Raw genomic sequence first — 25769 nt, forward strand, 5'->3', positions numbered from 1 at the left:
TTATTTTTTACCGTCGTTGTACATTTTGATGAGCTTGACGCCTTCATGCAGAGGAGAGTATTGGTCTGGCCGGCCCTGTTCTTCCCGCCAGGTGGTAAAGATACGACCGAGGATATTCGGGCTGTTGATAAGTGTACTGTAACGCAGAGAGTCTTCTATCGCGCCGGTATCTTTCCAGCTGACCGGCAACACCCGGAAGCCTTCTTCAACAAACTCAGCCATGGTTTCATAGTCTTTGCGACGTTCCATCTGCCAATCGCAGATAATCATCTCTTTGGGAATGGAGCGGATAGCCTCACTTAAACCATCCCGGGACGAGAAGGAAATACCCAGTGGATGGGCTTTCCCATCAATCAGCCGATCGCCCCACATCATCACTTCCTGCTGCCGCTCTCCATTCAAGTGTTGATAGAGACGGTTAATGCCTTCGGCAAAGGCTTCGGCGCAATCCATATCCTTCTTATAAACAGCTTTGCGACTGCCCAGCAGAAAGATTTCATCCATACCGATATGGAAGGCTTTGGAATCAAAGGCCTCAATTAATTCATCAAAAATGGCAAACAAAATGGGGTAAAGCTCAGGGTTGGTCGGGTCCCACTCCCGGGATTCAATACCTTCATTATCAGGGTACTGACCCGGAGTTACATCAAACTGGGGATATTTGGTGAGTAGTGGAAAGGTATGCTCATTCCAAGACTGGTGGCTGATGCAGTGAAACTGAGGGATAACGTTGATATCGTGCTGACGAGCCAGCTCAACAAACGCCTGCGCTTCCTCTTTGCCGATATAGCCCTCACCACGACGCAGATCAGGATCACACTGGTAATTAAACTCGAAATCCACAGCCAGCAGGATATTGTTGACCCCAAGCCGGGAGAGGGTTTTCAAACGCTTGCCCAAATCCTTCAGAGCATCGGGCTTGGTGTAGCCAACCAAGTGAAGAATGCGCCATGGCGCGCCGCCCCAGTCACCACCATCCGGCGTTAAGATATTATCCAGCAGCCCCATGCGTCATTCCTTTGTACATCGTACGGCCAACATTGGAAAAATCCCTGAACACAGCCAACAAAACAACTTAACCATTTGTTTTTTATCAGTTTTTGTCAGACTGAACTGTTCACATACCCAAAGCGTAGCCGATCTGCTATTCAGTAAGGAAAAGGTATTCAATAGTTGTTCCCAGCAGGACGGGATGATGTACAGAAGTCAGTTCACACCACAAAACGCTCTCAGAAAAAGCCTTGTTATTGGCTCTTTGCTTGGTCTCATTTCCTCAAACAGTGCCTTGGCTCAACTGGTGGATATTGACCAGACGCAGTGGCAGGCATCCGGCGATAAATTTTCCTGCCAGCTGCGTCAGCCTCTGAATAATGGCTATGTAGAGTTTGTTGCCCGGGCCGGTTATCCGCTGGCTATCACGCTGGTTGAAGGTGACAAGAGCAGCAGCGGCTCTCTGGCCGTCTCCCGGCTCGCGGCTCCCTGGCAAAACAAGGATGATATAGAACCTCTGGGCAGTGGTGATATCAGCCCTGCCCAACCTTATATGAACAGCGGTACAGAGCCCTTGCTGGCGGGTCTGCAAAGTGGCAACTGGGCACAGCTGGCTCTGACCTTGAATCAGAAGACCCGGCATATCACTCTCAGTAATGCCGGGATTCATCAGCCAGCTCTGGACTTCCAGGGTTGCCGAAACCAGCTGCTGCCTGCCAGCTATGATCAGGTCAGTCTTGTGAGAGTGCAGTTCAGCAGTGGTAAGAACCGCCCACAACCCAGCTATTCCGACACCCTTAACAATCTGGCCATGTATGTCCGCACCGATAAAGAGATCACAGAGGTTCATATCGATGGCCATACCGACAGCCACGGCCACCATCTCGACAATCTGAAGATTGCCAAGGATCGGGCAGACAATGTTGCCGAGTACCTGAAGTATTTAGGGGTACCGGAGGATAAAATTATTCTTCGCTACCATGCCGAGCGTTACCCCATAGCCTCAAACAATACCAACTATGGCCGCGCCCAGAACCGGCGGGTGGAGATCCGGCTGATCAAGCAGAATACGCCTCCCGATCAGGATTCGTTCTTCTCTCCCTGATTTTCCTTTTGCAACTATGCCCCTTAATACGGCACTTCTGCCGGAAATCCGTCGTCTGATAATCAAAATTGAAATAGATATTCGCTTTTAAATAGCAAAACGATCTATTTCAGTAAGTTATGGCTGTTTCTTCTTCTCCTATATTTCAAAGGTGAATAAATAAAAACTTTTTATATTTCCTTGTCTTATTTCATTCCCATGACAAGTCACTGCATTTTGGCGCTCAGCTGCTCTGCGATGACTGAATTCGGGGCTGATAATGGCGGGGGCTGTCGGCTTTATAGAAGCCGCCTGAGCGATTGGATCATACAGGGATATGTACGATTACCGCGTTCTTCTGGTGGGAGAGAACTGCATAGCCCCACTGAAGTCACTGCCTTGTAAAACCCTCTCGGTGAACTCCGGGCAAGCCGCACTGGAACAGTTAACCAGCTTCCAGGCGGATATTATTGTTTACGATCTGGGTTTGTCCGATCTCTCTGCCCAAGACTTTCTGGAGCAAATCTGTTCCCGTCCACATGCTCCAGCCATTATTCTCACCACCGCTACGCCCGATATCACCGAAGCCGTACAGCTGATAAAGGCTGGCGCACTGGAGTATCTTTCCCGCCCTCTGGATACAGCTTCCTTACAGAAACTGAACGACCAGCTTCTGGCACGCAGTGCCGGACGGGACAACGTGATCACTCAGGCTCCTGAAAGTCAGCACCTTTATCAGGTCGCCGAACAGGTTGCCCGCTCTGAGGCCACCGCTCTGATTACCGGTGAAAGTGGGACCGGCAAAGAAGTTCTGGCCGGGTTTATCCATCGCCATTCCTCCCGCCGTGCCCAAACCATGGTGGCTATCAACTGTGCTGCAATACCCGAAAACCTGCTGGAGTCTGAACTGTTCGGCTATGCCAAAGGAGCCTTCACCGGCGCCCATACCGCCCGACCCGGAAAGTTTGAGCAGGCCAACCAGAGCACTTTGTTTCTGGATGAGATTGGTGAGCTGCCCCTACATCTGCAGGCAAAACTGCTGCGGGTGCTGCAGGAACGGGAAGTGGAACGAATAGGCAGCCAGCGTAGTGTAAAGCTGGATATTCGTATTATTGCCGCTACTAACCAGAACCTTGAAGAGCTGGTGAAACAAGGAAAATTCCGGGAAGACCTTTACTACCGCCTTAATGTCTTCCCATTGCGTTGTCTCCCTCTTCGGGAGCGATGCGGCGATATCCTACCACTGGCCGATTATTTTTTGCAGGCCTCCGGCAGCCAGAAGTCTCTATCCAGCGATGCACAGCAAAGTCTTCGAGACTACAGCTGGCCCGGTAATGTTCGTGAACTTGAGAACACCATTCAACGCGCTTTGGTGATCAGCCAGCAGCCTCAGATTCAGGGGCAGGATCTTATGCTGCCACAGTCGCTTTCTCGTCAGGCCTTCACGCCAGAAACAGACATCAGCGAAAGTCTGGAAGAACACTGTCGTAAGGCCGAATACCGCCACATTATTTCCGTACTCAATCAGCAGCAAGGCAAGCGAGAGCAGACAGCCCGTGTGCTGGGCATCACGACTCGAACCTTAAGAAACAAACTGTCCGAAATGCGCAGGTCGGGCATCAATCCATCAGAGCAGTCTTCGGAGCAACCCTTGACGAGCTCTGTACTGAACTCGCTCTAACGGTTTTTATCCATAGCGAATGGAGATAACACCATGGCTATCTCGACCCAGTCCATCAATCAGGTGCAGTCGCTGTTTCAGGAAAGCCCGCTCAGCCGGGAGATTATGGCTAACCAGCCAGCCGGCACCGATGCCCCCGGCTTTGGCGAAGTTATGAAAAAGGTGCTGGACCATGTGAACAGTCTGCAGGCTGATGCGGGCAATCGCATGGAAGCTGTGGAGACCGGCCAGAGCACCGATCTTCTGGGTGCAATGATTGCCTCCCAGAAAGCCAGTCTGTCATTCCAGTCATTGCTGCAGGTACGGAACAAGGTGGTATCCGCCTACGAAGAAGTGATGCGTATGCAGGTTTAAAACTGCTTTAAAAAGAACAACAAGGTGTAAGACATGGATAGTTCTGTACCCAGTGTAAAGCCCGTTGCGGGAGCTGTTGAAGCAGAAACCGTTGTGCAGCCAAGCAAGGCTAAACAAATGCTCCAGCTGCTGGTCACAATGCTGCGCAACAGCCCGCGTTCACAGCTGATGCTGATTGTGACCCTTGCTGGTTCACTGGCGCTGGGCATTGTTTCGTTTATCTGGTCACAGAATGCGGACTACCAGCCCCTTTATGGCAGTCAGGAACTGTACGACGTCTCCAGCGTGACCGAAGTCTTACGACAGGAAAATGTTAAATTCCGCATTCATCCACAAAGCGGTCAGGTGTTGGTGGATTCCACCCGCCTTGCCGAAGCGCGTATCAAGCTGGCTTCATCTGGTATTACCCCTGAGCAGCCCCAGGGGCTGGACATCATGGGTGAGGAGCAGTCGCTGGGCACCAGCCAGTTTGTTGAAGATGTGCGTTATAAGCAGGGGCTTTCCGGAGAGCTGGCCCGCACCATTATCAGTATGAAAGCGGTGCGTAATGCCCGGGTTCATCTGGCGATTCCCAAAAAAAGCTCGTTTATCCGTAAGACCGAAAAGCCTGCGGCTTCAGTCTTTGTTGAGGTTCTGCCTGGTCATCGTCTAGAGCGCTCGCAGGTAGAAGCCATTGTGAACCTGATCAGCAGCAGCGTAACCGGCCTGCCCCGGGACAATATTTCTGTGGTCGATCAGAAAGGCAATCTGTTATCCCGGGACCTGAATGTGGACGACGGTGGCTTTGGTGTTGCCAACAAGCAGCTGGATTACACCCGCAAGATTGAAGGTAACTACACCACCCGTATCAGCACCCTGCTGGAACCGATTGTTGGCCATGACAACTTCCGGGTTCAGGTAACCGCTGACGTTGATTTCAATCGTATAGAACAGACCTCTGAAGAGTATGACCCGGAAAACCGCCGGGTGATTCGCAGCGAATATTCCAAACAGACACTCACGGACACCGAAGCTGTTGGCGGTGTTCCCGGCGCTCTCAGTAACCAGCCACCGGATACCGGCGAAGGTAATGCAGCTCTTCAAGCCGATAAAGCCAACGGCCAGACAGAATTTACCCGTAACTACGAGCTCGACCGGGTTGTTCGGAAAGTGACTCAGCAGCAGGGTCAGGTTAAACGACTGAGTATTGCCGTCATCCTGAACCGAAACGCTTTTGGCGAGGATGCTGCTCCCGATACTAACGAGCTAAAGCAGCTGGTTCAGGATGCCGTGGGTTTCGACAGTGAACGACAGGATCAGATCAGCATTCATATGGCCGGTTTTGTGAAACCGGAAGTGGTTGAGATGCCAGTCATCCCATGGTGGCAACAGCCGCAAATTATTACCTACCTGCGTTACACCATCGGCGGTCTGCTGAGCTTTGCCGTGATTATGTTTTTGCTGCGCCCGCTGGTGAAACGGGTTGCCAATCCACCGCCACTGGTACAGGCACCGGAAGCTCTTGCTGCTCCTAAAACCGTTCATGGTCAGGAAGTTTATCTGGATGAATCCATGGCCCTTTTGCCGCCGGAAGTGGCGGACTTTGATACCCAATTAGTCAGTGCCCGAAAACTTGTTGATAAGGAGCCGGCTCGCGTTGCTCAGGTTGTAAAGATGTGGATGAGCCCCTCCGAGTAACCATTACGAGTAAACCGTTATGAGCGAACCATTATGAGTGAACCATTATGAGTGAACAGAACGCATCTCAGGATCAGGCCAACTCCGGCACCCAAAATGTTGCGGTGTTGATGCTCAGCCTTGGAGAGGAAGGTGCCTCTGAAATTTTCAAACACCTGAGTCCCCAGGAAATACGACAGGTCACTATGGCCATGGCGCAGATGCCACCGCTGAAAAGGGATGAGGTGCAGGGCGTGCTCGGGCAGTTCTTTCACCAGTATCGCTATGAGTCCGGCCTGCTCGGTGGCACCAAACAGTTTCTGCAGCGCAGCCTGAACAAAGCCCTGCCTGCCAAAGATGCAGACAGCATGATCGACAGTGTCTTTGGTCAGGAAAGCACCACTACGTCACTGGAAATGATCAAGTGGATGGATACGGCCATGATTGCCGAGATGATTGCCAACGAGCATCCGCAATTACAGGCTGTTGTGCTCGCCTATCTCGAACCGGAGCAGGCTTCACAGGTCTTGCAGAGACTGCCGGAAGCCAACCATCAGGAGCTGCTGTCCCGTATTGCACGGTTGGAGGAACTGCATCCTTCGATTCTGCAGGAGCTCAATGAGATGTTCGATCAGAACATGATCAAGATGACCTCCAGCCACAACAAATCTGTGGGTGGCCTGCGGCAGGTTGCTGACCTGATGAACAGGATGAATGAGAACTCCGCCCGGCAGCTGCTTGAGCACTTTAAAGGTAGTGATACGACACTGGCCGATCAGATCGAAGAACAGATGTTTGTCTTTGAGCACCTGACCAAGCTGACCGATGAAAACCTGGCCAAGGTGATTACTGAAGTGCCTCAGGAAACCCTGGCTCTGGGTTTAAAGGGCGCTTCCGACAAGCTGATGGGCAAGATACTCGCCAATATGGCTAAACGAACCGCCCGTTATCTGCAGAACGATATTGATAACCTTGGCAGCGTACGCGCCAGCCAGGTTCAGAAAGCCCGTCAGGACATCCTTGATGTTGCACGAAAGCTGGCTGACTCCGGTGAGATTGAGCTGAGTGCCCAGGATGAAGAGATGATCGAATAACAGACGTCAGGAAGAACGTTATGAAAACCACCGGCAAGATACTGAAACCCAATCATACGCCCAGCAATGCCCAGGCGGAGAAGGTCATGTTCCCAGCCTTTGCCAAGCCCGTTCAGCGGGAGCTGCCGGTGGATGAGCCCTCCGCCATTATTACCGAACCGGTTGTTCAGAAAACCCGTCCTGCGCCGTCCAACAATCAAACCTCCCACTCAGAACAAGATCGGCAGGAAGGTTTCCGCAGTGGTTATCAACAGGGGATAACCAAAGGGCAGGAAGATGGTTACAAACAGGGCTTTGCTGAAGGAACAGAGGCCGGTTTAAAACAGGGCCACGAGCAGGGTTACCAGAAGGGATTGGAAGAAGGCACAAAGGCAGGTGCAGATCAGGGTTATCAACAAGGCATGGAGCGCAGCCGGCAGGATATGGATTTCCTATCCGGCCAGATGAATCAGCAGCTCTCCCAGATTCGCAACCTGAGCCTGCAGCACCGGCAGCAGCTTTCCGAGTTGCTGACTCAGGTGATTGAAACGGCCGTCAGCCATATTACCCGGGTGGAGATGCGTAACCGCCCGGAACAGATTCACAAGGTGATTGAAGACACTCTTGAACAGCTTCCCGATCATCACGGCCGTTATCAGGTGCATTTAAATCCTGTGGATTCCGAACGTTTAATCCAGCTGCATCCAGAAATTCGTGAGCGGTGGACAATTATCTCAGCTCCTGAGGTCGCCCCCGGCGATTGCTATATCGAAGCCGAACACTCCGAAGCCGAATCCAGCCATAAGCAACGAATGCAGGATTGCCTCGAACAGGTGCGCCAGCATCTTCCCTCTGAACTTGAGAAGATTCTGGTATGAGTCATCTGCTGTCTGCGCTGAAAACCCTGCCGGTTGCACGCATGCATGGCCGACTCAAACGTATGAGCGGGCTGGTGCTGGAAGCAACCGGATGTCGTCTGGCGACCGGTGAACGTTGTCTGGTTGAGGGTGAAAATAATCTTCAGGTGGAAGCGGAAGTTGTTGGTTTTAATGGCGACCGCCATTTCCTGATGCCACTCACCAACCCGACCGGCCTTCGCCCCGGCGATAGAGTGAAGCCGTTGTCTGATGAGTGCGATATTCCTGTCGGCGATGGCTTGCTGGGGCGAGTGATTGATGGCCTTGGCAACCCTCTCGACCGTGGCCCTGCCATTAACGGCGAGAAGCATATTCGTCTGCATGCCGATCCGATTAATCCCATGAACCGTCAGCCTATTTCTACGCCTCTGGATGTTGGCGTGCGCTCCATCAACGGTTTGCTTACCGTAGGAAAAGGCCAGCGTATGGGTCTGTTTGCCGGGAGTGGTGTCGGCAAAAGTGTGCTGATGGGCATGATGACTCGCAATACTGCAGCGGATATCACCATCGTCGGACTGATTGGTGAGCGTGGGCGGGAAGTGAAAGAGTTTATCGAACAGACATTGTGTAATGGCGGCCTCGAACGGGCATTGGTTATCGCCGCACCTGCCGATTCCTCTCCTGTTATGCGCCTGAGAGCGGCCCAGCTTTGCCACCGTATCGCTGAGCACTTTCGGGATGAAGGCAAGGATGTTCTGCTGCTGATGGATTCCCTTACCCGTTATGCCCAGGCCCAAAGAGAGATTGCCCTGTCTGTCGGAGAGCCGCCAACCTCCAAAGGTTATCCACCTTCGGTATTTGCCTTGATTCCCAAACTGGTTGAACGAGCAGGAAACGGTGCGGAAGGCAGTGGTTCCATTACCGCCTTCTACACGGTGTTAACGGAAGGGGATGATTTGCAGGATCCGGTGGTTGATGCCGCCCGTTCGGTTCTGGACGGGCATATCGTTTTAAACCGTGAGCTGGCTGACAGCGGACACTATCCGGCTATCGACATTACAACATCCATCAGCCGGACACTGCCGCAGATAACCACAGAACAACACCAGCAAGGTATTCAGCAATTCCGGACCATGTATGCCCGCTACCAGCAATTAAAAGAGTTGGTTTCTATCGGCGCTTATCAGAAAGGGGCTGATCTGCAGATGGATCAGGCTATGGAGTTTCATCCCCAGCTGCAAGGTTATCTACAGCAGGGGATGTTTGAACAGGTTGACAGCAACAGCAGCATTCAACAGTTGTCGTCGATCTTTAACGGGGAAGCTGTTCAGCAGGAAGCCGTCGTTCAGAACAGTACAGCGACGCAGTCCTAGGCAATAACTGTCGCACAAAACAATAAACTCACAAAAACAAGGATGTTTTATGAGCCTCAATCAATCACACAATTCCACCACAGATAAAAGCATTCATTTACTGAATAAGTGCCTGGACCACCAGCGTACCCGGTTTGATCAAGCCCGGATGCGTACTCATCAGGCCGCCATGTTTCTGCGCAACCAGACCCTGCAGCTGGAAAAGCTGGATGCGGCTCTGGAGGACTATCGCAATACTCCGTCTTACCAAAAGCCTTTATCGCTGACCAACCAGATTGGTTTTCGCCAGCTGCTGCTGGATATCCGCGATCTGCAAAGCAATGAAGTTGAGCGGGAACAGAAAACCTTCCAGCGCTGTCAGGATGAAGCCCTGAAAGAACAGCAAAAAATTAAATCCATGGAAAAGGCGATGGAAAAGCTGAGAAGGAAACAGCAGCTTCTGGCCAATAAACAGGAACAGAAACAACTGGATGAGCAGGCGGCCAACCAGTTTTCCCGTCAGCAAATAATGTAGTCTGTAACCAAATCAGGCACCGGAGAGATTCTTCGGTGCCTCAATCACAATCTGGCCAAAACGATTGTAGGCTCGCCCCGGTATTTGTCCCCAGATCAGCCCCAGCAGCTTAGCCGTGACCGAACGCAGACGCCCCTGCAGGCGACCATTCACACTATTAATTTCCCGACACCGGGTGACTTTCAGTTCCAACTCTCGCCACTGCTGCTCGACCATAATTCGTCTTTTTTCCGGCAAGGCATTCAGGTAATCCTGCATTCCGGTTTCATCCGCTGAGAAGCCTGCAGCCACCAGCTGTTGATTACGCAGCAGCACATTCGAGCGGATACGCGCCAGATAGCTTTTTAACTGCCGGGTATCATCTTCCACAGCCGCCATATCCCGCTCAAGCAGGTGGCGATGCTGTGCCAGCAAGGTGGTTTCGAGAGAGTCGAATAGATTTCCGGCATCCAGAATATTACGGGCGAGAGCATCCATGATAAGAGAGTCCTGACTGAAATAATTATTTATTAAGAACGACCGGAGTCTTCTGCCAACTGCTTGAAGAAGGCCTGCATACGGTTGGCCAGCTGTTCATGATCCACCGGCATACGACCATTGCGGATGGCTTCTTTCACCTCTTCAACACGGGCCAGATCAATATCCTGCAGGGCTTCAACTTCACTGCCCAGAGCCTCCAGAAGCTGAGCTCCGGTGCTGAGCTCAACCTTATCAATACTGGTTTGTTGTGAAGAAGTAGAGGTAGCCTTACCCGACGAGACTCCCGAGGAAACTTTGGCAGCGCTGCCAACCGATGACTTTCTGGCGATGGGCGTTGAGCCGGAACGGGCTTTTATTCTGTCAGATTCGCTCATATCGGTTCCGGAAGTGTGGAGCTTATTATTGCCCTTCGGCAAAAAACCGACCGAACTTAAGTCTTTGGCTCCTGATACCCCTGTCATGATTCTTTTCCCCGGCATTCTTTATTTAAACTGGCTTATCTCAAATAATTAAACAGCGAGAGCCCCTGGATCTTCATATACGCCTGCTGACTGGCCTGAAGTGCCGTTTCCTGCAGGTTCAGGCGGGAAATCGCCTCGCTATAATCCAGATCTTCCAGCTCCGCCTTGAGAACCTGATCCATCAAAATCACGTCCTGATGGCTATTCAGGGTGGAGTCGAGCATATTCAGCCGCCCGCCCACATTGGTCTGAGCTTCTCCCAGTGAACTGATGGTCTGATCCACCACCGCAAGAGCCGTATTAATCTCCTGCTGCAGGTCACCATTCCCGTTGAGCGCGTCACTCAGCCGGGTCAAAGCGGTAAAGATATCCATATTCTGAATGGTGAAAGAGTCTCCCGCTGTCGGTATGCCATCCAGATCCACAGTGGCAATACCATTGATATCCAGCTGACTACCGGTGACGGTGACTGGCTCTGCCGGAAGCGTGTTACCTTGCCAATCGGTGGGAATAGCGGTCCAGTTGGTGCCATCAAAATTCAATTCAATAGAAGCCACCTCGGTAAACCGGCTGTTGTCCGTAATGGAATAACCTTGTGCCTCCGACACATTGGTTGCTCCAGCATCTATCCGGGCACCTTTGTCGAAAAATATATCAAAGCCGGGGTCGTTACTGGCCACCTTGGTTGAGGTACTGATCGCAACCATCCGCTGCTTGTCATCACCCTGATAATAGTACCGGCCACTCTCCTGGATAGGCTCATTCTGGGTACTGTTACCAGCGAACATATACTGCCCATCCGCCAGTCGATAATTGGCCAGACTTACGAGCTCATTAATCTGTTCATCGATCTCTCCTGCTACAGACTTCAGATTGCTTTCGTCGTAAGCGCCATTACCGGCCAGCAGTACACTCTCCCGAGTACGCTGTACGACATTGACCATATTGGCCAGCAAAGTATCTTCCTGCTGTAGCGTACCCTGGAGCTGATTCACGTTAGACACATACTGCTCCAGCGAGGCAATCTCTTTGTTGAAATGCTGGATCTTAACCGTGGCCAGCGCATCATCACTGGGCTGCTGAATACGTTTGCCCGAACTGATATCGTCAAAAGTTCTGGCCAGATTGCTGCTCTGCCGCTGCATCACAGTCATCATCATATTACTGAACTGGGTAGTACTGACTCGCATCGCCATTCACTCCCTGAAAAGCGTCTAGAACATTCTTAGCAAGGTATCGAAGGTGGATTGCGCCACCGAGATCACCTGGGCACTGGCCGCATAAGCCTGCTCGGCCCGCACAAGCATCATCGCTTCCTCATCGAGGTTTACGCCGCTGTATCCATCCCTGGCATCCCGCGCCTGCTCGTAGAGTGACTGGCTGGTTTGCAGCTCTGTGTTCACCTGCGAGGTCATGACCGCCATTCGTCCCACCAGCCGGGTGTAACCTTCCCCAAGACTGACGCCACCGTCGACAACCTGACCATTGATTACGCCATCACTAACCAGCTCGGCATTTTGCAGATCAACCAGGGCCTGTAACTGGGTGTTATCCCCCAGCGAGCCGGCTTCAGAAGCAAAAGCCAGTGACCGGGCATTTTCTACCGCGACACCAATCTCATCGGCAGCTCGGCGCGCAGGCTGGAGCAGATAAACCTCACCATCCTCCAGAGTGCCTTCATTGAGGCTGAGCTTTAACCCATCAAACTCAATAGGAGCGGAACCGGCTGCAGGAACGGCACCATTGGACACAACCAGTCCATCACTCTGCCGGGCAATCTGGTAGTTACCGCCATTCACAGTCAGAACATAATTGCTGGCCTGCAACATGCTGCTGTCGTCCACTGCCAGCAGCAAAGTGTCGTTTCCATTCGTAGCCAGTACACGATCCGCGGCTGGTATACCGCTGATAGGAAAGTTCAGCTCATAAACATCGCCATCGGCCAGGGTGCCGCCATGCAGTGTCAGCCCCAAACCATCAAAGCCTGCCGTGTTGATATCTGCGACCAGCCCTGTGGCAACGGATGCTCCTGTATCATCAGTAATATCGTAATTGCCGCCGGTCACTGTCAGGGTGTAGTTACCGCCGGGCTTTAATGCCGCCATATCGAGCACATCCAGGCTCAGTCGGGCGTCGCCAGTGTTATTGATATCAGGCTTGATCCTGTCGACAGACGAGAGCCAGTTCACATCATTCATCAGCTGACTGGTTGGCTCGCCCTGATGACCATCCAGATCGTAGCCACCCGCCAGCAGGCTGTTCACATTGTCGGAAAAGATTATTGCCAGCCGGCCAATCTCATTCTGTACCTGTGGCAGGATATCGGACTGATAGGACTGCAACCCACCAATCGTGCCTCCCAGATTGGCAGTCAGAGGAATGGTCGAAGCTGAGGTATTCAGATAAATACCTGCCAGATTAGGATCAACAGGGTGCTGCCCAACTGACAGAGTGTTGGTCTGACTGCCAAGCACCAGCGGATAACCGGACGTCAGATAGACATTCACCATCCCGTCCGGCTGGGGCAGAACATTCAATCCTGTAAGAGTCGCCAGTTCCTGTATCGCCTGCTCACGCTGGTCCATCAGATCATTGGGATTACTGCCATTACTGAGCGCAGCCTGAATCTGCTGGTTAAACCCGGCAATACTTTCTATGTAGGAGTTAGCCTGTGCGGTGGCCGTATCCAGCTGGATGGTTAACAAACGACTTTGGGAGTCCAACTGATCCTGTACGGTATTAAAACGTTGGCTCAAGGCAATGGCTTCACTGATCAGCTGCTGTCTGGCAGGCAAGGAGGCAGGGTCAACACTGGCGGCGTTTGCTGCAGCAAAGAACTGATCAAGACCGGCGGTAATAATGGAGCTTTCATTACCCAGATAGCTGTCCATCTGGGTCATATACTGGGAACTGACCATCTTCTCGTTATAGAGAGTGACACTGTCGCGAAGCTGGCCGATCAGAAAACTATCTGCCAGGCGTCGCACATCGGTGACCACAACACCGTTTCCGGTACTGGCCTGCCCGGGGGAAGTAGTCGCGATTGCCGAAAGCAGCACTTCCTGTCGGCTGTATCCGATAGTGTTGACGTTGGCAATATTATTACTGGTCACGGTCAGCTGCTTTTGCGCTGTCAGCATGCCGCTAATGCCAATATCGGAAAGACTCATAACACGCTCCTTGTGTTATCTCTTACACCAATTTTTTTAGCTCTCTACGTGCAGGTTTAACTCTCTACATCGATGGCTGTGCCGCTGTCCGGCTCACCACCCAGCTGTTTCACCAACATATCCGCAAGGCCAAACTTTCCAGACTGGCTCATCTCCTGAGCGATCTGGCTATCAAACAACGACTGATACATATCCATCTGTGAGCTGCCAAACAGAGAATCTTCTGCAAAGACGGCATTGGCCTGTCGGGCACTTTTCAACATCATGTTGATAAACAGGGATTCAAAAGCTTCGGCAGCTTCTTTTAAATCTTTCGGCGTTCCCTGCTTTCCCATTAAATCGACACTGGTGAGCAATGCGCTGCTATCAATATTCATCCGGTTATTCTCCCTAAATAACCACCAGCTCGGCCCGTAAAGCCCCAGCTTCTTTCAAGGCCTGCAGGATGGACATCAAATCAGAAGGCGACGCCCCGACTCCATTTATCGCAGTCACAATATCCTGCAAAGAGACACTCTCCGGCACATAGAACAAACTGCCGGTCTGTTCTTCAATCGCCACATTGCTGTTGGTAACTCCGACACTGGTTCCAGACGCCAGAGGGTTAGGCTGACTGACCGAGTTGGTCTCCTGAATCGTGACAACCAGACTGCCATGGCTGACTGCCGCTGGCAGCACCCGCACATTCTGCCCCATCACGACAGTGCCGGTACGGGAGTTAAAGATAACTCTGGCCGGTGGCTGAGCCGGTGTGACCTCCAATCCTTCCAGTACCGACATAAATGTCACCCGCTGACCTTGATCCCGTGGCGCTTTCACAATCACAGAAGCTCCATCCCAGGCCTTGGCCACTTCCGGCCCTAAGTGTTCATTCACCCGGCGAACAATACTGCGGGCATTGGTAAAACTGGGCTTCTTCAAAGTCAGGACAATTTCATCCCCACGGTTGAAACTGCTGGGTACGGAACGTTCCACCGTTGCGCCATTGGGAACGCGACCAACGGTCACCGTATTCACCGTGACCTTGGAACCTCCAGCCCCCGCAGCAGAAGCCCCCCCAACCACCATATTGCCCTGGGCAATGGCATAGATTTCCCCATCGATACCTTTCAGCGGAGTCATCAGCAAAGTGCCGCCTTTCAGGCTGGAAGCATCTCCGATAGAAGACACAATCACATCAATCTGCTGACCGGGGCGAACAAAGGGCGGCAGCTCGGCACTCACTGAAACCGCAGCCACATTCTTTAGTGCAGGGTCACTGGCATTCAGGGTAATGCCGAACTCCCGCAACATATTCACCAGCGACTGGGAGGTGAAATGCCCTTTCTTGGTTTTATCACCGGTTCCATCAAGACCGACAACCAGCCCATAACCCAAGAGCTGATTGGTTCTGACACCCTGAACATCCACCATATCCAACAAGCGTTCCGCCTGAGCACTGCCTGTCCAGAACAGCACGATGAATAACGTGATCAGCAGGCTCTCCCTGCCTGTTTTTCTGTTCATACTTCCGTGCTCCTAGAAAGGGAACCAGGGGCTGTTCAGCGCCCGAGATAACCAGCCCTGCCGATGAACATCCTGTTCAGGGCCAACACCGGAATAGGTAATATTGGCCTGAGCTATACGACGGGATGAGACTTCGTTATCCGTGGTGATATCTTCCGGACGAACCAGTCCTGTCACCTGAACAAACTCGGCATCATTATTCAGCCGCAGCCACTTCTCCCCCGCCACCCGCAAAGAGCCATTGGGCAACACGGCAATAACCTGCACACTGATAAAGCTCTCTTTGATTTCATTTTTGCGAGAGAGCTTGGAGCTGCCATTAAAGGTACGGTTAGGATTGATATCAAAACCCAGAGAGCGACCGCCACCAAGCAGTTGAGCACCGGTTTTCCCGAAGATGGTCGGATCAGGAATGGAGATACCGCCGCCTTTATTCAGGTCTGTGCCGGAGTCCTTAGTAATTTCTGTTTTATCTTCCAGACGCACCGTGAGGATATCGCCCACCCGATAGGCTCGCCGGTCAGAAAACAGCTGCATGGCATAGGAGCTTTTAAACAGACTGTCTTCCACATCTTTGGAAGGAGGTTTGGGCTGCATATAAGGCCTTGGCACGGAGATATCCGCAACCGGAGCTGGCCCTTCTTTGGTCTGCATCATCTCGCATCCCACCAGCATCCAGATCCAGCCAACAATCAGACATCGTGAGAAAAACGGTAAGGCAAACGTCATCGTTCATTTACCTCCGTTTAAAGTGTCTGATTGGCAAACTGCAGCATTTCATCGGTGGCAGAGATCACCTTTGAGTTCATCTCGTAGGCTCGCTGCACTGAAATCATATTGACCAGCTCTTCCACGACCGTGACATTGGAAGTTTCCAGTGTGTATTGCTTAACCGAGCCAAGCCCTTCCTCGCCGGCAACACCTTCAACCGGGTCACCACTGGCAGCGGTCTGCAGATAGATATTTCCACCTTTCGCCTGCAAGCCTGCCGGATTCACAAAACTCACCAGACTGATCTGCCCCAGCTCCAATGGCTCCACCGAGCCGGGCACGCTCACCATTACCCGACCATCCTCACTCACTGTCAGGTTGGTCACATCGGCAGGCACAACAATATTGGGTTCCACCGGCTGACCGGCTGCAGTCACCAGGCTGCCATCGGTATTCAGATGAAACTGTCCGTTACGGGTATAACCTGCCGAACCATCTGGAAGCGTCACCTGGAAAAAACCATTGCCAACAATGGCCATATCCAACGCCTGACTGGTAGTTTGGTAGCTGCCTGGAGTGAATACTTTCTGGGTACCGGCAATTCGCACACCACTGCCCACCTGCATACCGGAAGGCAAGGTATTCTGCTGATCCGATAAAGCACCCGGTTGTTTTTCTATGTGGTAGAACAGGTCTTCAAAACTGACCCGGTCACGCTTAAAGCCAATGGTGTTCACATTGGCCAGGTTATTGGAAATGATCGACATCTGGCGATCCTGCGCCGCCAGACCTGTTTTGCTAATCCATAATGCCGGATTCATACGACCTCCCTGTCGTTTGATCCTCTTTGTTACGTTGTGCGAGGAATTTGCATTCCTTCATCCGCTCCAGCAATACATCCATGTATTGAGTCGCTCTCAGGCCATCCTGGCCTTTGATGAAGCAATCCAAATCCTCGCCTGCAGCATTTGCGTTGTTTGCTATTCATCCCTTAACACACGGTCACCACTGGCTGCCATCTGCTCTGTGTTCTGCATGGTTTTTAACTGCATCTCGAACTGCCGGGAGAGATTCATAAACCCAATCATCTCTTCAATCGCACTGACATTACTGGTTTCCAGATGTTCCGGGCGCAGCTGCACTGCCCCATCCTGATCAGCATCTTCACCATCAAAGCGACGGAACAGGCCATCCTCACCTTTGTAGATATCTCCCGCCGCAGGATTTACCAGTTTGATCTGCCCAACTTCAATCAGCTCACCGCCACCTCCCACAGGAAGCACACTGACTGTTCCATCAAAACCCACCTGCACTTTTCGATAAGCTGTAAGATTCATGGCACCACCATTTCCCAGCACAGGATGACCTGCACCATTGACCAGATCACCGTCTGCAGAAACCATCAGATCACCAGCACGGGTATAGGCTTCCAAACCTTCCTTATCCTGAACCGCAATCCAGCCTTCACCGGCCACGGCAATATCCAGCTCCCGTCCGGTATGGTTTACAGCACCGGATGACATACGGCTCCCCACGCCTTTTGGCACGGTCATCACCCGGCTGGGCATACCATCGCCACTGGTTTCCACATAATCGGAGATCACAAAATCTGCACGAAACCCGGTTGTACTCAGGTTGGCCAGATTATTCGCATGTACCAGCTGCGCCTGCAGCGTACGACTGGCGCCTGATAAACCGACATAAAGGGATTTATCCATTTATTAATCCCTCGTCAGATAATATTCAGCAGGGTCTGAGTCAGGTTATTGGATGTCTCAATGGTTTTGGCATTGGCCTGATAGTTTCTCTGAGCTTCGATCAGTCGCACCAACTCAATGGAGAGATCCACGTTCGATTGCTCCAAAGCCCCAGCCTGCAGTGATCCAAGGGTACCGGCTCCAGCGAGGCCATAGATTGGTGCCCCCGAAGCAAAGCTTCCGCGCCAGAGGCTGTCACCAATCGGATTCAAGCCACTCTCATTGGCAAAGCCCGCCATAATAATCTGCCCCTGAACACGGGTCTGACCATTGGAGTACAGGGCCCGAAGGGAACCATTTTCATCCACTTCTATTCCGGTCAGCTTACCGGCAGGGTAACCATTCTGAAGGGCCTGGTTGACCGAGAACTCTGTTCCCAACTGGGTAATTTTGGACAGATCAAGTGTAAGATCGAGTGGATCGACACCTGAGATAGGTAAACCGGTCAGCTCAATATCACCACCTGAAGCCAGTGTGCCGTCATTATTAAAAACCAGTGGACCACCTGTAATCGTTGTTGCTGGATCCAGATCTTCACCATCAAACTGATAGTTTACATCCCAGTTGTTATCTGAAGTTTTGCTGAAATAAAGACTGAGGATATGAGGGTTGCCCTGACTGTCATAAATATTGAAAGCCATGGTGGAGTTGTAGGATTCAGGATCAGCCGCACTGAAAGTGCCACTGGTCGGCACCTGATTTCTGGCATCAAGGTTTAGCTGTCCGGTCAAAGTTGAGGAAGCACTGGCCTGCATATCCGCCGCACTCACCTGCAGATCCTGCTGGGTACCGGTCAGAATGTTGCCGTTCTCATCTGCCGAGAACCCCTGCAACCTCAGCCCCTGGTTATTCACCAGATAATTTTCCTGATCCAGTGAGAAGTAACCTGCCCGGGTATACGCCTGCTGCCCATTGTCGTTCAAAACAAAGAAGCCGTTGCCGCTTATCGCCAGATCAAGGGCACTGTTGGTATAGGTCAGATTACCCTGGGTAAACTGCTGAGATGTATTGGCAACTTTTACCCCGGCAGGCTTGCTGTTACCCCCACCAAGAGACGAGGCATAAAGATCGGCAAACTCACTCCGTGAGGATTTGAAACCAACGGTGTTTGAGTTGGCAATGTTATTACTGACGACCTCCAGATCCTGCTTGGCAGCCTTCATCCCGCTCAAACCGATACCAAATGACATAAATCAGCTCCTTCTGATTATTACTGCACGACTTATTCCTATACGATCTTGAACCGCAGCCTTACTCACCAACCCGGGCAATCTGGGACAGTGGCATAGCACCAATGCCAGCAATATTTAATTCAACCTCAGTTCCACCATTGGGAATCACGACACTCTCGACTGAGGAGGTCAGCGACACCGGAACCTTCAGCTGCTCACCGCCACTGGTCGCGATAGCAGACAGTGAATAAACACCGGCATCCAAATCCAGCTCTGATATATCAAATGCCTGTCGTCCGGCTGAAGACTGGCCAAGGTCCAGCTCACCAACGATCTGCCCGGAAGCATCCGAAACCAGCACCCGAAGGCTGTCAGCAATGGTTGGCAGAGAGACTTCGCCCCGAATACTATCTCCGTCGTTAATCTCAACAACACTGGTGGGTACAGTCACCGTTCTCCCCACCAGATCTGTTGCCTGCATAGCCTGGGAATACTGCATGGAACTCACCATACCGCTGAGGGTTTGATTAAGATTTTCCAGATTCTCGACACTGGTGATCTGCGCCAGCTGGGCAACAAAGTCCGTACTGCTCTTGGGTTGAAGTGGGTCCTGGTTATTCACCTCGGCCAGCAGCATCTGCATAAAGTCTTTTTGCTGCAGCCCTGCACTTTCACCCAGCTGTACACCACCGGTGTTGGTTACTGTTTTCTGGGAAAGACCATTGATATCCATATCACTGGCTCCGTGTTATTTGCTTTTATTGCCCAAGGGTCAGCAGCCGCTGCTGCATCTTCTTGGCAGTTGTCATGATTTCAATACTGGTCTGGTAACTACGGGAGGCCGACATCATATCCGCCATCTCGGATACGAGATTGACCTTGGGATAAAACACATAACCATCTTCATCCGCATTAGGATGGTCGGGTTCATACTGGCGCTGCTCATTCGTTGCAGTGATACGTTGAATATCTGAAACCTTGACCTGCACCGAAGCGTTAGAGAGAGGCCCGGCCGGGCCGGGATTATCCTGAAATACGGTAAAGACCGGCTTAAGTGCCTGATAGGCTTCTTCCGGGGTAGAACCAGCACTGCCGGCATTGGCGAGATTACTGGCGACAGCATTCAAGCGAATAGTCTGGGCGGTAGCGGAAGAACCGGCGATAGAGAAGATCTGATTAAGCGACATTGTTATTTATTTTCCTATCGACCATTAATAGCGCGAGCCAAACCTTTGAACTTCATATTCAGGAACGAAAAACTGGTCTGGAAGGCCAGCGCATTCTCGGCATAGTTCGCCTGCTCAACCCCCAGCTCGACACTGTTACCATCGGTGCTTTGCTGTTGAGGAATCCGGTACTTCACACTGCCATCACCCAGGCGATCCACACTGCCCATATGGTTGCCGGACGAAGACATCAACCGGCTGTTCTGCTGCTCCAGCACTGCGCCAAATTCAATATCCTTGGCTTTGAAGCCCGGGGTATCCACATTAGCGAGGTTACCGGCCAGTACCATGGCACGCTGAACCCGAAACTGCAGCGCGTCCGGATGAATACCCAATGCCTTATCAAAGTTGATCGCCATGTCTGTGTCCTGATCGTCCCTGATCACAATACAAATCTGTCTTCTAGATAGTGCGATTAATGTGCCAACTCTTGATTCTTAAGAGGACATCCCAAGCCAGAGCCTTTCCGTCACTTGCAGGAGTCCGTCTCTGGTTTAAGGTGAATAGATAACGATTAAAAAGCGGAAGGCATTTTCCGGTTTATCGGAAAACGGATTCCGGGTCAGCCAAAGAAGAATAAGTCTGGGAAGGATTCGCAGGTATGAACAGCAAGATAACCTTACTGACTTTTACTTTGCTCTCGACAGGGTTGGCAGCAAGCCAGAGTGACGCTACCAAAAACACAGTAAACCAGCAGATAGAAACCGCAGTAAAAAAAGTATTACATCAACAGGTTCTCAAGCACGCACAAACGCTGGGCAGTCGGGATATCTCCATCGCGCTGGCCAGACTGCCAAAGCTCAAGCTGGAACCCTGCAGTCATACGCCCTCAGTCAAAGAAATAGGTTCCGGAAAGATCACCGCTAAACTGACCCGGCGGGTGAATTGCCAACAACCCAAATGGTCACTAAATATCAGAGCCGAGATAGGCATCTATAAACCAGTTGTATCAAGTCAGGTCACCATCCCTCGCAATACCCGAATCCTGAAAGATGATCTGTTATTGAAGCGGGAAAATCTGCTGACGCTGCACGGTCGCTACTTCACCCGCATCAGTGATGTTGCCGGACAGATGAGTCGCAGGCAGATTTACTCAGATCGGGTGCTGCAGCCTTCTATGGTTGCCACACCGGATATGGTTAACAGAAACAGTGCCGTCGATATTGAAGCAGGTCAGAAGGGATTTCGTATTGCCGTGAAGGGAATGGCCCTGGATTCAGGATCGCTGGGGGATCAGGTACAGGTCAGAAATCTGTCCTCTGGTAAGGTGATAACCGCTATAGTGACAGGCAAAAATAAAGTCAGTATTTCTAGCTTTTAATTGTTATTCGGGAATATAAATTTCCGGAATCTGATTATCGTGGGCTTCCTGATCTGCCTGCTCAAGATCCGCTTCCGGAATAGGACTCTTCTTTGGCAAGCCATTTTGCTCAACAGGGGCAAACAGTCTTTTAATCCGCTGCGCCATAAAATCATTCAGGATCATCAGCTCAACCCGGCGGTTGGAGCCATCAAAAGGGTCATCCGGTATACGAGGCTCGTGGTCAGACAGGGCTGCCACCATAATAAACTGTTCATCCGGAACGCCGCCGAAGTTCAGAATCTTCTGAGCCATCAGTGCCCGCTCCCCTGAAAGGTTCCAGTTGCTGTAGCGATAAACGCGGGTCGGTGTGGCATCGGTATGGCCGCTGACCATGATCGCACTCTCGGTTTTACTCAGCACCTTGCCCAGGGCAATCAGAAGATCTTCATAAAATGGGGTAAGACGGCTGCTGCCACTCTCGAACATATGGTCTTCATCATGGTCGAGAATCACCAGCCTTAAACCTTCCGGCAACACTTCCATAAACACATACTCATCAAGATGCTTTTCATCCTTTACGCCACTCAGCATCTTCTGCAGCTCTTTCACCAGCTCCTCAAACTCTACCTTTTCACCGCGCTGGGGTGCCTGCATATCTCCCACAACTTCAGTGCCATCTTTGCCCTGACCATTAGGACCACTCAGGCTCATATCCTGAATAATATTGGGAGAACCACCAAGATCGATCGGGTGAGCAGAGCCTTGCTTGGTAAAGGAACCGGGGTCGGAAAAATAGGAGGAGATCACTTCTTTCTGCTGCTCATCAGTCACAGCCAGCAGCCATAACACCAGAAACAGAGCCATCATCGCGATGGCAAAGTCGGCTATGGCCACCTTCCACGAGCCGCCATGGTGACCATCGCCGTGGCCACCTTTGACCTTCTTTACAATAACGACTGAGCCTTTGTCTCCTGCCATGTTCTACTCCTGGCTCAGCCTTCGAGAATTTTTTCCATCTCTTCAAAGGAGGGGCGGCTTTCCGAAAAGAGCACCTTACGCCCGGCCTCTACCGCCATGGCTGGCGGTGTTCCATGACGGAAGCTGATCAGAGACGCCTTGATGCACTCCAGCGCCTTGATCTCATAATGTACAGAATGAACGATGGAGCCAGCCATCGGACCGACCACACCATAACCCAGGAATACCCCCATAAACGTACCCACCAGTGCCGCACCGATATGGGCACCCAACTGTTCCGGCGGGCCATCAAGTGATTGCATGGTAATTACGATACCCAGTACCGCCGCCATAATGCCGAAACCGGGAAGGGCATCGGCAATCTCCTGCAAGGCTTTCCCCGGCCGGGACAGCTCGCCTTCGTAGGTTTCGATCTCATGCTCCATCAGCGCTTCAAAGTTGTGGGTATCAAGGTTATCCACAAGTGAAAGGCGGAAATTATCGGTGATAAACAGCATGGTCTGGGGGGTTTTGAGAATACGCGGATAGCTTTTGAACAGTTCGCTGTTATCCGGATTCTCGATATGTTCTTCCAGCTGTTTTCTGCCGCCCTGTTTCCGGGCCACCTCAAACAGCTGATTGAGCATCTGTAGCAGGGTTTCGTAGTATTTCTGGTTGTAGCCGGTGCCAGTCAGGGTAAATTTGATATGCCGACCAGCCGCCGCCACCACCTTCCAGGGGTGGGCAATACAAAATGCCCCAAAAGCCCCGCCGGCAATAATCAGGATCTCATAGGGCTGCCAGAGGTTGATAAGGTTACCGTGGGCCAGCACGAAGCCGCCCAGAATGCTGGCTAACAAGATGATAAAGCCGGCGACTTTAAACATGGCTACTGACCCCAATCCTTCAAAAGAGCTTTCAGCTTTTTCAGCCCCTGCCCATGCAGCTGACAGATCCGGGCTTCCGAAACTTCAAACACCGCAGCAATTTCTTTCATATTCATATCCTGCACGTAGTACAGGTTGAAAATCTGCTGGGTTCTTTCCGGAAGCTCTTTTAATGCATCGGCCAGATCCCCCTGTTCACAATACTCAAAGATGCTTTCCTCGGAGGAATGCTCAGAGTCTTCGACCACTTCCCCGGCATCCTGCACCTCATCCAGACTCAGTAGCCTGGCTGCATGGGTGCTGTTCAGCAGCTTCTGATAGCGTTCCAGGGTAAATCCCATGGCCTCAGCCACTTCCCGATCATGGGGCGGGCGACCCAGAGTTTTTTCCAGATGGGTAAGAATTTTAGAGAGGTGCTGGGTCTCTTCGCGGGTACGGCGGGGGCGCCAGTCACCCTGACGCACCATATCGATCATCGCCCCATGGATACGATGGCGGGCAAACTGTTCAAATGTTGCGGTCTGGCTCTGGTCGTAGCGTCCGGCGGCTTCAATCAAACCGACCACACCGGACTGCATCAGATCATCAACGGTCGCGACATGCCCTACAGAACTGACCAGATGCAGAGCAATTTTACGGACCAGCCCTAAATGCTTGCGTACCAGTTCATCCAGACCACCAGCCGCAGCAGGTTTGCTCTGTTGTTGGTATGCCGCGATTCCCTGCTGGTTCATAGCCATCGGTCAGATGTCTTGAGAATATGATTATTGGATAACCATATTCACAATCATGACATCCTCGACCTGCTCACCGCCCAACTCAGACAATGCCTCACGTACCTTCTCCAGCGAGCCTTTACGCAGACGGTCCGGTGTGTCAGCCAGCAGAGCATCTTTGTAGGTCATACCATTGAGAAAGCCAATCAGCTCATTACGGATCAGGGGCGTATTTTCTTCCAGCACCATCACCATGGGCTCTTCGCGGGTCATGATGGCCAGCTCAAGTTGCAGATAGTGGGGTTTGCGGTCACCGGTCAGGGAGATAACAAAGGGTTCCAGATTGTGGAACAACGCCTTCTTAACAATTTCTTCTTCGCTCTCTTCCTTTTCTGCGCCCATCATAAAGAAAGCCGCTCCGCCGCCCCCCACAACCAGCAGGCCAACGATGGCAATAATCAGCATCATGCTGGAAGAGCTTTTGCCGCTCTCCTTGCTGTCCTTTTCCTTGTTATCGTCTTCGTCAGCCATAATCGTTCCCTGTTAATTTTTTATGCGTAAATATCCAGAAGCCCTGTCGCCTGGGACGGCGTAGCAAGAGCACTGATTTGCGATTCCATCATGGAGGTATCAGTGATATTGCTCTCACGGGAAGACAGCAGCTCTTCTCCTCCTCTGCCCTCGCCCATGGAGCGTTCATGGGATATATCCACATTCACCAGATTCATCTGCTGCTGATCAAAAAACTGCCGGAGTCGATCAACCTGCTGGTTCAACATATCCCGTAACTGAGCATTGCCAGCCTGAAACTGCACGGCGACCTGATCACCATCCACCTTCAGCATAATTTTTAGCTGCCCCAATTCAGGAGGATCCATCCGCAGAGTGGCTTGCCGCTGGTCTTTATTGAGCATCACCATCAACCGCTCGCCCATCTGTTCCCCTTTAATGGCCTGCCCTGAGAGCTGCTCCTGGAATGAACGTGTGGGGTTGGCAAGGAGCTTCAATGCTTCTGCACTTTCGACAGAGGTTTGAGGAGATAAAGGCGAATCCGAACGAACCTGAGAGAGTCCATGATTTTGTAAGGATGGGTTCTGTAAAGATTGCTCCGCTCTTAATTGCGGTTGTTGATTCGTCGTCTTGATCAGCTCGTTGAATTCCTGAAACTCTGGATCAACAGTGATTGGTGTTTTTAGCACTGTCAGAGGCTCTAATGTGCGCAGTTGCTGACTAACCTCAACAGCCGGTTGATAAGTTTGCGAATCGGATTTCACCATTTCCAGTGGTTGTTGGTTCTGTAATGGCAGTGACTGGGAACGAGAGGCTTGCTGCTCAACATCCTGCGCCAAAAGGCTATGGACTGACTCAGTAGCAGTCAGAGATTTATAAACTGGCTGCCCCGTAGGTAACCCCGTAATCGGTAAAACAGCTCTGCCGTTTAAGCTTCTATCTATTGGGTGTGAGACAACGGCAATCCCTGAAGCCAGCTCCAATTCCGAAGCAGTTGATGAGGCAGATAACTGCGGGTTAATAGCCGTCGAGAGTATGTTGGCAAAAACTGGGAAACCTTCGCTACCCTGCCCTTCCGCTGTGAGCAGTTGCTGCAAAAGTTCCTGATCTTGCAGCAGAGAATCAGGTAAAAAGGTTAATCCCTGTTGCGCCGGGGCTGTTCTTAAAGAAGAGACTCTGGCCGGAAGAGCCATGGCCTGCGGCAGGCTTTGGGGTAAGTTTGAAGAGAAAGCAGAAGACGTTGAGGCATGCTGCAGATTCAGCACCGCAGACCCCATAGGCAGGGCAACAGTTGGCAATGTTGCGGGTGCAGCAGAACCTTCCATGCTCAG

General features: G+C 51.7%; 28 protein-coding genes. 9 read left to right on the forward strand and 19 right to left on the reverse strand.

Going from position 1 to position 25769, the window contains the following annotated elements; translation table 11 throughout:
* The gene (locus tag EHSB41UT_RS05600) at positions 1–1008 is read right to left on the reverse strand and encodes a family 20 glycosylhydrolase (RefSeq protein ID WP_087107637.1); all 1008 of its coding nucleotides are present in this window, start codon (positions 1006–1008) and stop codon (positions 1–3) included.
* 184 nt (positions 1009–1192) lie between these two features.
* Here EHSB41UT_RS05600 and EHSB41UT_RS05605 point away from each other — a divergent pair, with 184 nt between their 5' ends.
* The 8 genes from EHSB41UT_RS05605 (at position 1193) to EHSB41UT_RS05640 (ending at position 9582) form a co-directional block, all read left to right on the forward strand.
* Positions 1193–2095, forward strand: coding sequence for an OmpA family protein (locus EHSB41UT_RS05605; RefSeq protein ID WP_165767160.1), 903 nt, complete (start codon positions 1193–1195; stop codon positions 2093–2095).
* 316 nt (positions 2096–2411) lie between these two features.
* Positions 2412–3755: a sigma-54-dependent transcriptional regulator gene (locus EHSB41UT_RS05610; RefSeq protein WP_087107640.1), complete on the forward strand. Its 1344-nt coding sequence runs from the start codon at positions 2412–2414 to the stop codon at positions 3753–3755.
* Positions 3756–3788: 33 nt separating this feature from the next.
* The gene (gene fliE, locus EHSB41UT_RS05615) at positions 3789–4109 is read left to right on the forward strand and encodes a flagellar hook-basal body complex protein FliE (RefSeq protein ID WP_087107641.1); all 321 of its coding nucleotides are present in this window, start codon (positions 3789–3791) and stop codon (positions 4107–4109) included.
* A 33-nt stretch (positions 4110–4142) separates the two neighbouring features.
* Entirely contained in the window at positions 4143–5786 is a 1644-nt protein-coding gene (fliF, locus tag EHSB41UT_RS05620; protein WP_087107643.1) for a flagellar basal-body MS-ring/collar protein FliF, read from the forward strand.
* Positions 5787–5833: 47 nt separating this feature from the next.
* Positions 5834–6859 (forward strand): flagellar motor switch protein FliG, encoded by a 1026-nt coding sequence (gene fliG, locus EHSB41UT_RS05625; protein WP_087107644.1) that lies wholly within the window; start codon positions 5834–5836, stop codon positions 6857–6859.
* Between the two features lie 20 nt (positions 6860–6879).
* Positions 6880–7716: a FliH/SctL family protein gene (locus EHSB41UT_RS05630; RefSeq protein ID WP_087107646.1), complete on the forward strand. Its 837-nt coding sequence runs from the start codon at positions 6880–6882 to the stop codon at positions 7714–7716.
* The gene (gene fliI, locus EHSB41UT_RS05635) at positions 7713–9068 is read left to right on the forward strand and encodes a flagellar protein export ATPase FliI (RefSeq protein ID WP_087107648.1); all 1356 of its coding nucleotides are present in this window, start codon (positions 7713–7715) and stop codon (positions 9066–9068) included. Before EHSB41UT_RS05630 ends, fliI begins: the two co-directional genes overlap by 4 nt.
* 49 nt (positions 9069–9117) lie before the next feature.
* Positions 9118–9582 carry a flagellar FliJ family protein gene (locus EHSB41UT_RS05640; protein ID WP_087107650.1) on the forward strand — a complete coding sequence of 155 codons (465 nt, stop codon included), beginning with the start codon at positions 9118–9120 and terminating at the stop codon, positions 9580–9582.
* Between the two features lie 12 nt (positions 9583–9594).
* On the opposite strand, the gene EHSB41UT_RS05645 is transcribed toward EHSB41UT_RS05640, so the two are convergent.
* The 13 genes from EHSB41UT_RS05645 to flgB form a co-directional block, all read right to left on the reverse strand.
* Complete coding sequence (locus EHSB41UT_RS05645) at positions 9595–10059, reverse strand: flagellar protein FlgN (RefSeq protein WP_087107652.1); 465 nt, start codon at positions 10057–10059, stop codon at positions 9595–9597.
* 32 nt (positions 10060–10091) lie between these two features.
* On the reverse strand, positions 10092–10436 hold the full coding sequence (flgM, locus tag EHSB41UT_RS05650) for a flagellar biosynthesis anti-sigma factor FlgM (RefSeq protein WP_165767161.1): 345 nt from the start codon (positions 10434–10436) through the stop codon (positions 10092–10094).
* A 122-nt stretch (positions 10437–10558) separates the two neighbouring features.
* The gene (flgL, locus tag EHSB41UT_RS05655; RefSeq protein ID WP_165767162.1) at positions 10559–11713 is read right to left on the reverse strand and encodes a flagellar hook-associated protein FlgL; all 1155 of its coding nucleotides are present in this window, start codon (positions 11711–11713) and stop codon (positions 10559–10561) included.
* 24 nt (positions 11714–11737) lie between these two features.
* Positions 11738–13693 (reverse strand): flagellar hook-associated protein FlgK, encoded by a 1956-nt coding sequence (gene flgK, locus EHSB41UT_RS05660; protein ID WP_087107658.1) that lies wholly within the window; start codon positions 13691–13693, stop codon positions 11738–11740.
* A gap of 56 nt (positions 13694–13749) precedes the next feature.
* Entirely contained in the window at positions 13750–14070 is a 321-nt protein-coding gene (locus EHSB41UT_RS05665; RefSeq protein ID WP_087107660.1) for a rod-binding protein, read from the reverse strand.
* Positions 14071–14083: 13 nt separating this feature from the next.
* Complete coding sequence (locus EHSB41UT_RS05670; protein ID WP_087107662.1) at positions 14084–15199, reverse strand: flagellar basal body P-ring protein FlgI; 1116 nt, start codon at positions 15197–15199, stop codon at positions 14084–14086.
* A 12-nt stretch (positions 15200–15211) separates the two neighbouring features.
* Positions 15212–15928 carry a flagellar basal body L-ring protein FlgH gene (locus tag EHSB41UT_RS05675; RefSeq protein WP_087107663.1) on the reverse strand — a complete coding sequence of 239 codons (717 nt, stop codon included), beginning with the start codon at positions 15926–15928 and terminating at the stop codon, positions 15212–15214.
* A 17-nt stretch (positions 15929–15945) separates the two neighbouring features.
* A complete protein-coding gene (flgG, locus tag EHSB41UT_RS05680; RefSeq protein ID WP_087107665.1) occupies positions 15946–16731 on the reverse strand; it encodes a flagellar basal-body rod protein FlgG in 786 nt (261 codons plus the stop codon).
* A 159-nt stretch (positions 16732–16890) separates the two neighbouring features.
* Complete coding sequence (locus EHSB41UT_RS05685) at positions 16891–17628, reverse strand: flagellar basal body rod protein FlgF (protein WP_087107666.1); 738 nt, start codon at positions 17626–17628, stop codon at positions 16891–16893.
* A gap of 14 nt (positions 17629–17642) precedes the next feature.
* Positions 17643–18857 (reverse strand): flagellar hook protein FlgE, encoded by a 1215-nt coding sequence (gene flgE / locus EHSB41UT_RS05690; protein ID WP_087107668.1) that lies wholly within the window; start codon positions 18855–18857, stop codon positions 17643–17645.
* A gap of 61 nt (positions 18858–18918) precedes the next feature.
* Entirely contained in the window at positions 18919–19572 is a 654-nt protein-coding gene (locus EHSB41UT_RS05695) for a flagellar hook assembly protein FlgD (RefSeq protein WP_087107670.1), read from the reverse strand.
* Positions 19573–19597: 25 nt separating this feature from the next.
* The gene (flgC, locus tag EHSB41UT_RS05700) at positions 19598–20026 is read right to left on the reverse strand and encodes a flagellar basal body rod protein FlgC (protein ID WP_087107671.1); all 429 of its coding nucleotides are present in this window, start codon (positions 20024–20026) and stop codon (positions 19598–19600) included.
* A gap of 14 nt (positions 20027–20040) precedes the next feature.
* Entirely contained in the window at positions 20041–20424 is a 384-nt protein-coding gene (flgB, locus tag EHSB41UT_RS05705) for a flagellar basal body rod protein FlgB (RefSeq protein ID WP_087107673.1), read from the reverse strand.
* 242 nt (positions 20425–20666) lie between these two features.
* On the opposite strand from flgB, the gene flgA reads away from it, so the two are divergent.
* Positions 20667–21386, forward strand: a complete 720-nt coding sequence (gene flgA / locus EHSB41UT_RS05710; protein WP_087107674.1) for a flagellar basal body P-ring formation chaperone FlgA — start codon at positions 20667–20669, stop codon at positions 21384–21386.
* A gap of 3 nt (positions 21387–21389) precedes the next feature.
* On the opposite strand, the gene EHSB41UT_RS05715 is transcribed toward flgA, so the two are convergent.
* From EHSB41UT_RS05715 to EHSB41UT_RS05735, 5 genes are read right to left on the reverse strand one after another with little or no spacing between them, the layout of a single operon-like run.
* Positions 21390–22346, reverse strand: a complete 957-nt coding sequence (locus tag EHSB41UT_RS05715; protein ID WP_087107676.1) for a flagellar motor protein MotB — start codon at positions 22344–22346, stop codon at positions 21390–21392.
* Between the two features lie 14 nt (positions 22347–22360).
* Positions 22361–23212 (reverse strand): flagellar motor stator protein MotA, encoded by an 852-nt coding sequence (gene motA, locus EHSB41UT_RS05720; protein WP_087107678.1) that lies wholly within the window; start codon positions 23210–23212, stop codon positions 22361–22363.
* Positions 23213–23214: 2 nt separating this feature from the next.
* The gene (locus tag EHSB41UT_RS05725; RefSeq protein WP_087107680.1) at positions 23215–23952 is read right to left on the reverse strand and encodes a sigma-70 family RNA polymerase sigma factor; all 738 of its coding nucleotides are present in this window, start codon (positions 23950–23952) and stop codon (positions 23215–23217) included.
* A gap of 24 nt (positions 23953–23976) precedes the next feature.
* On the reverse strand, positions 23977–24459 hold the full coding sequence (locus EHSB41UT_RS05730; RefSeq protein WP_087107682.1) for a flagellar basal body-associated FliL family protein: 483 nt from the start codon (positions 24457–24459) through the stop codon (positions 23977–23979).
* Between the two features lie 20 nt (positions 24460–24479).
* Complete coding sequence (locus tag EHSB41UT_RS05735) at positions 24480–25763, reverse strand: flagellar hook-length control protein FliK (protein WP_087107684.1); 1284 nt, start codon at positions 25761–25763, stop codon at positions 24480–24482.
* Positions 25764–25769 lie beyond the last annotated feature (6 nt).

The sequence above is a fragment of the Parendozoicomonas haliclonae genome (genome assembly GCF_900174585.1).
Taxonomy (GTDB): Bacteria; Pseudomonadota; Gammaproteobacteria; order Pseudomonadales; family Endozoicomonadaceae; genus Sansalvadorimonas; species Sansalvadorimonas haliclonae.

Bases quoted from the DNA above. Each gene is read 5' to 3' on its own strand.
- fliE (WP_087107641.1), top strand. From the start codon at position 3,789: ATGGCTATCTCGACCCAGTCCATCAATCAGGTGCAGTCGCTGTTTCAG.
- EHSB41UT_RS05695 (WP_087107670.1), bottom strand. From the start codon at position 19,572: ATGGATATCAATGGTCTTTCCCAGAAAACAGTAACCAACACCGGTGGT.
- fliI (WP_087107648.1), top strand. From the start codon at position 7,713: ATGAGTCATCTGCTGTCTGCGCTGAAAACCCTGCCGGTTGCACGCATG.
- EHSB41UT_RS05600 (WP_087107637.1), bottom strand. From the start codon at position 1,008: ATGGGGCTGCTGGATAATATCTTAACGCCGGATGGTGGTGACTGGGGC.
- EHSB41UT_RS05670 (WP_087107662.1), bottom strand. From the start codon at position 15,199: ATGAACAGAAAAACAGGCAGGGAGAGCCTGCTGATCACGTTATTCATC.
- EHSB41UT_RS05725 (WP_087107680.1), bottom strand. From the start codon at position 23,952: ATGGCTATGAACCAGCAGGGAATCGCGGCATACCAACAACAGAGCAAA.
- EHSB41UT_RS05640 (WP_087107650.1), top strand. From the start codon at position 9,118: ATGAGCCTCAATCAATCACACAATTCCACCACAGATAAAAGCATTCAT.
- EHSB41UT_RS05735 (WP_087107684.1), bottom strand. From the start codon at position 25,763: ATGGAAGGTTCTGCTGCACCCGCAACATTGCCAACTGTTGCCCTGCCT.
- EHSB41UT_RS05715 (WP_087107676.1), bottom strand. From the start codon at position 22,346: ATGGCAGGAGACAAAGGCTCAGTCGTTATTGTAAAGAAGGTCAAAGGT.
- EHSB41UT_RS05645 (WP_087107652.1), bottom strand. From the start codon at position 10,059: ATGGATGCTCTCGCCCGTAATATTCTGGATGCCGGAAATCTATTCGAC.
- EHSB41UT_RS05605 (WP_165767160.1), top strand. From the start codon at position 1,193: ATGATGTACAGAAGTCAGTTCACACCACAAAACGCTCTCAGAAAAAGC.
- flgK (WP_087107658.1), bottom strand. From the start codon at position 13,693: ATGAGTCTTTCCGATATTGGCATTAGCGGCATGCTGACAGCGCAAAAG.
- EHSB41UT_RS05685 (WP_087107666.1), bottom strand. From the start codon at position 17,628: ATGGATAAATCCCTTTATGTCGGTTTATCAGGCGCCAGTCGTACGCTG.
- EHSB41UT_RS05730 (WP_087107682.1), bottom strand. From the start codon at position 24,459: ATGGCTGACGAAGACGATAACAAGGAAAAGGACAGCAAGGAGAGCGGC.
- EHSB41UT_RS05665 (WP_087107660.1), bottom strand. From the start codon at position 14,070: ATGAATATTGATAGCAGCGCATTGCTCACCAGTGTCGATTTAATGGGA.
- flgB (WP_087107673.1), bottom strand. From the start codon at position 20,424: ATGGCGATCAACTTTGATAAGGCATTGGGTATTCATCCGGACGCGCTG.
- flgE (WP_087107668.1), bottom strand. From the start codon at position 18,857: ATGTCATTTGGTATCGGTTTGAGCGGGATGAAGGCTGCCAAGCAGGAT.
- EHSB41UT_RS05610 (WP_087107640.1), top strand. From the start codon at position 2,412: ATGTACGATTACCGCGTTCTTCTGGTGGGAGAGAACTGCATAGCCCCA.
- flgC (WP_087107671.1), bottom strand. From the start codon at position 20,026: ATGTCGCTTAATCAGATCTTCTCTATCGCCGGTTCTTCCGCTACCGCC.
- flgL (WP_165767162.1), bottom strand. From the start codon at position 11,713: ATGCGAGTCAGTACTACCCAGTTCAGTAATATGATGATGACTGTGATG.
- EHSB41UT_RS05675 (WP_087107663.1), bottom strand. From the start codon at position 15,928: ATGACGTTTGCCTTACCGTTTTTCTCACGATGTCTGATTGTTGGCTGG.
- flgM (WP_165767161.1), bottom strand. From the start codon at position 10,436: ATGAGCGAATCTGACAGAATAAAAGCCCGTTCCGGCTCAACGCCCATC.
- motA (WP_087107678.1), bottom strand. From the start codon at position 23,212: ATGTTTAAAGTCGCCGGCTTTATCATCTTGTTAGCCAGCATTCTGGGC.
- fliG (WP_087107644.1), top strand. From the start codon at position 5,834: ATGAGTGAACAGAACGCATCTCAGGATCAGGCCAACTCCGGCACCCAA.
- fliF (WP_087107643.1), top strand. From the start codon at position 4,143: ATGGATAGTTCTGTACCCAGTGTAAAGCCCGTTGCGGGAGCTGTTGAA.
- flgA (WP_087107674.1), top strand. From the start codon at position 20,667: ATGAACAGCAAGATAACCTTACTGACTTTTACTTTGCTCTCGACAGGG.
- EHSB41UT_RS05630 (WP_087107646.1), top strand. From the start codon at position 6,880: ATGAAAACCACCGGCAAGATACTGAAACCCAATCATACGCCCAGCAAT.
- flgG (WP_087107665.1), bottom strand. From the start codon at position 16,731: ATGAATCCGGCATTATGGATTAGCAAAACAGGTCTGGCGGCGCAGGAT.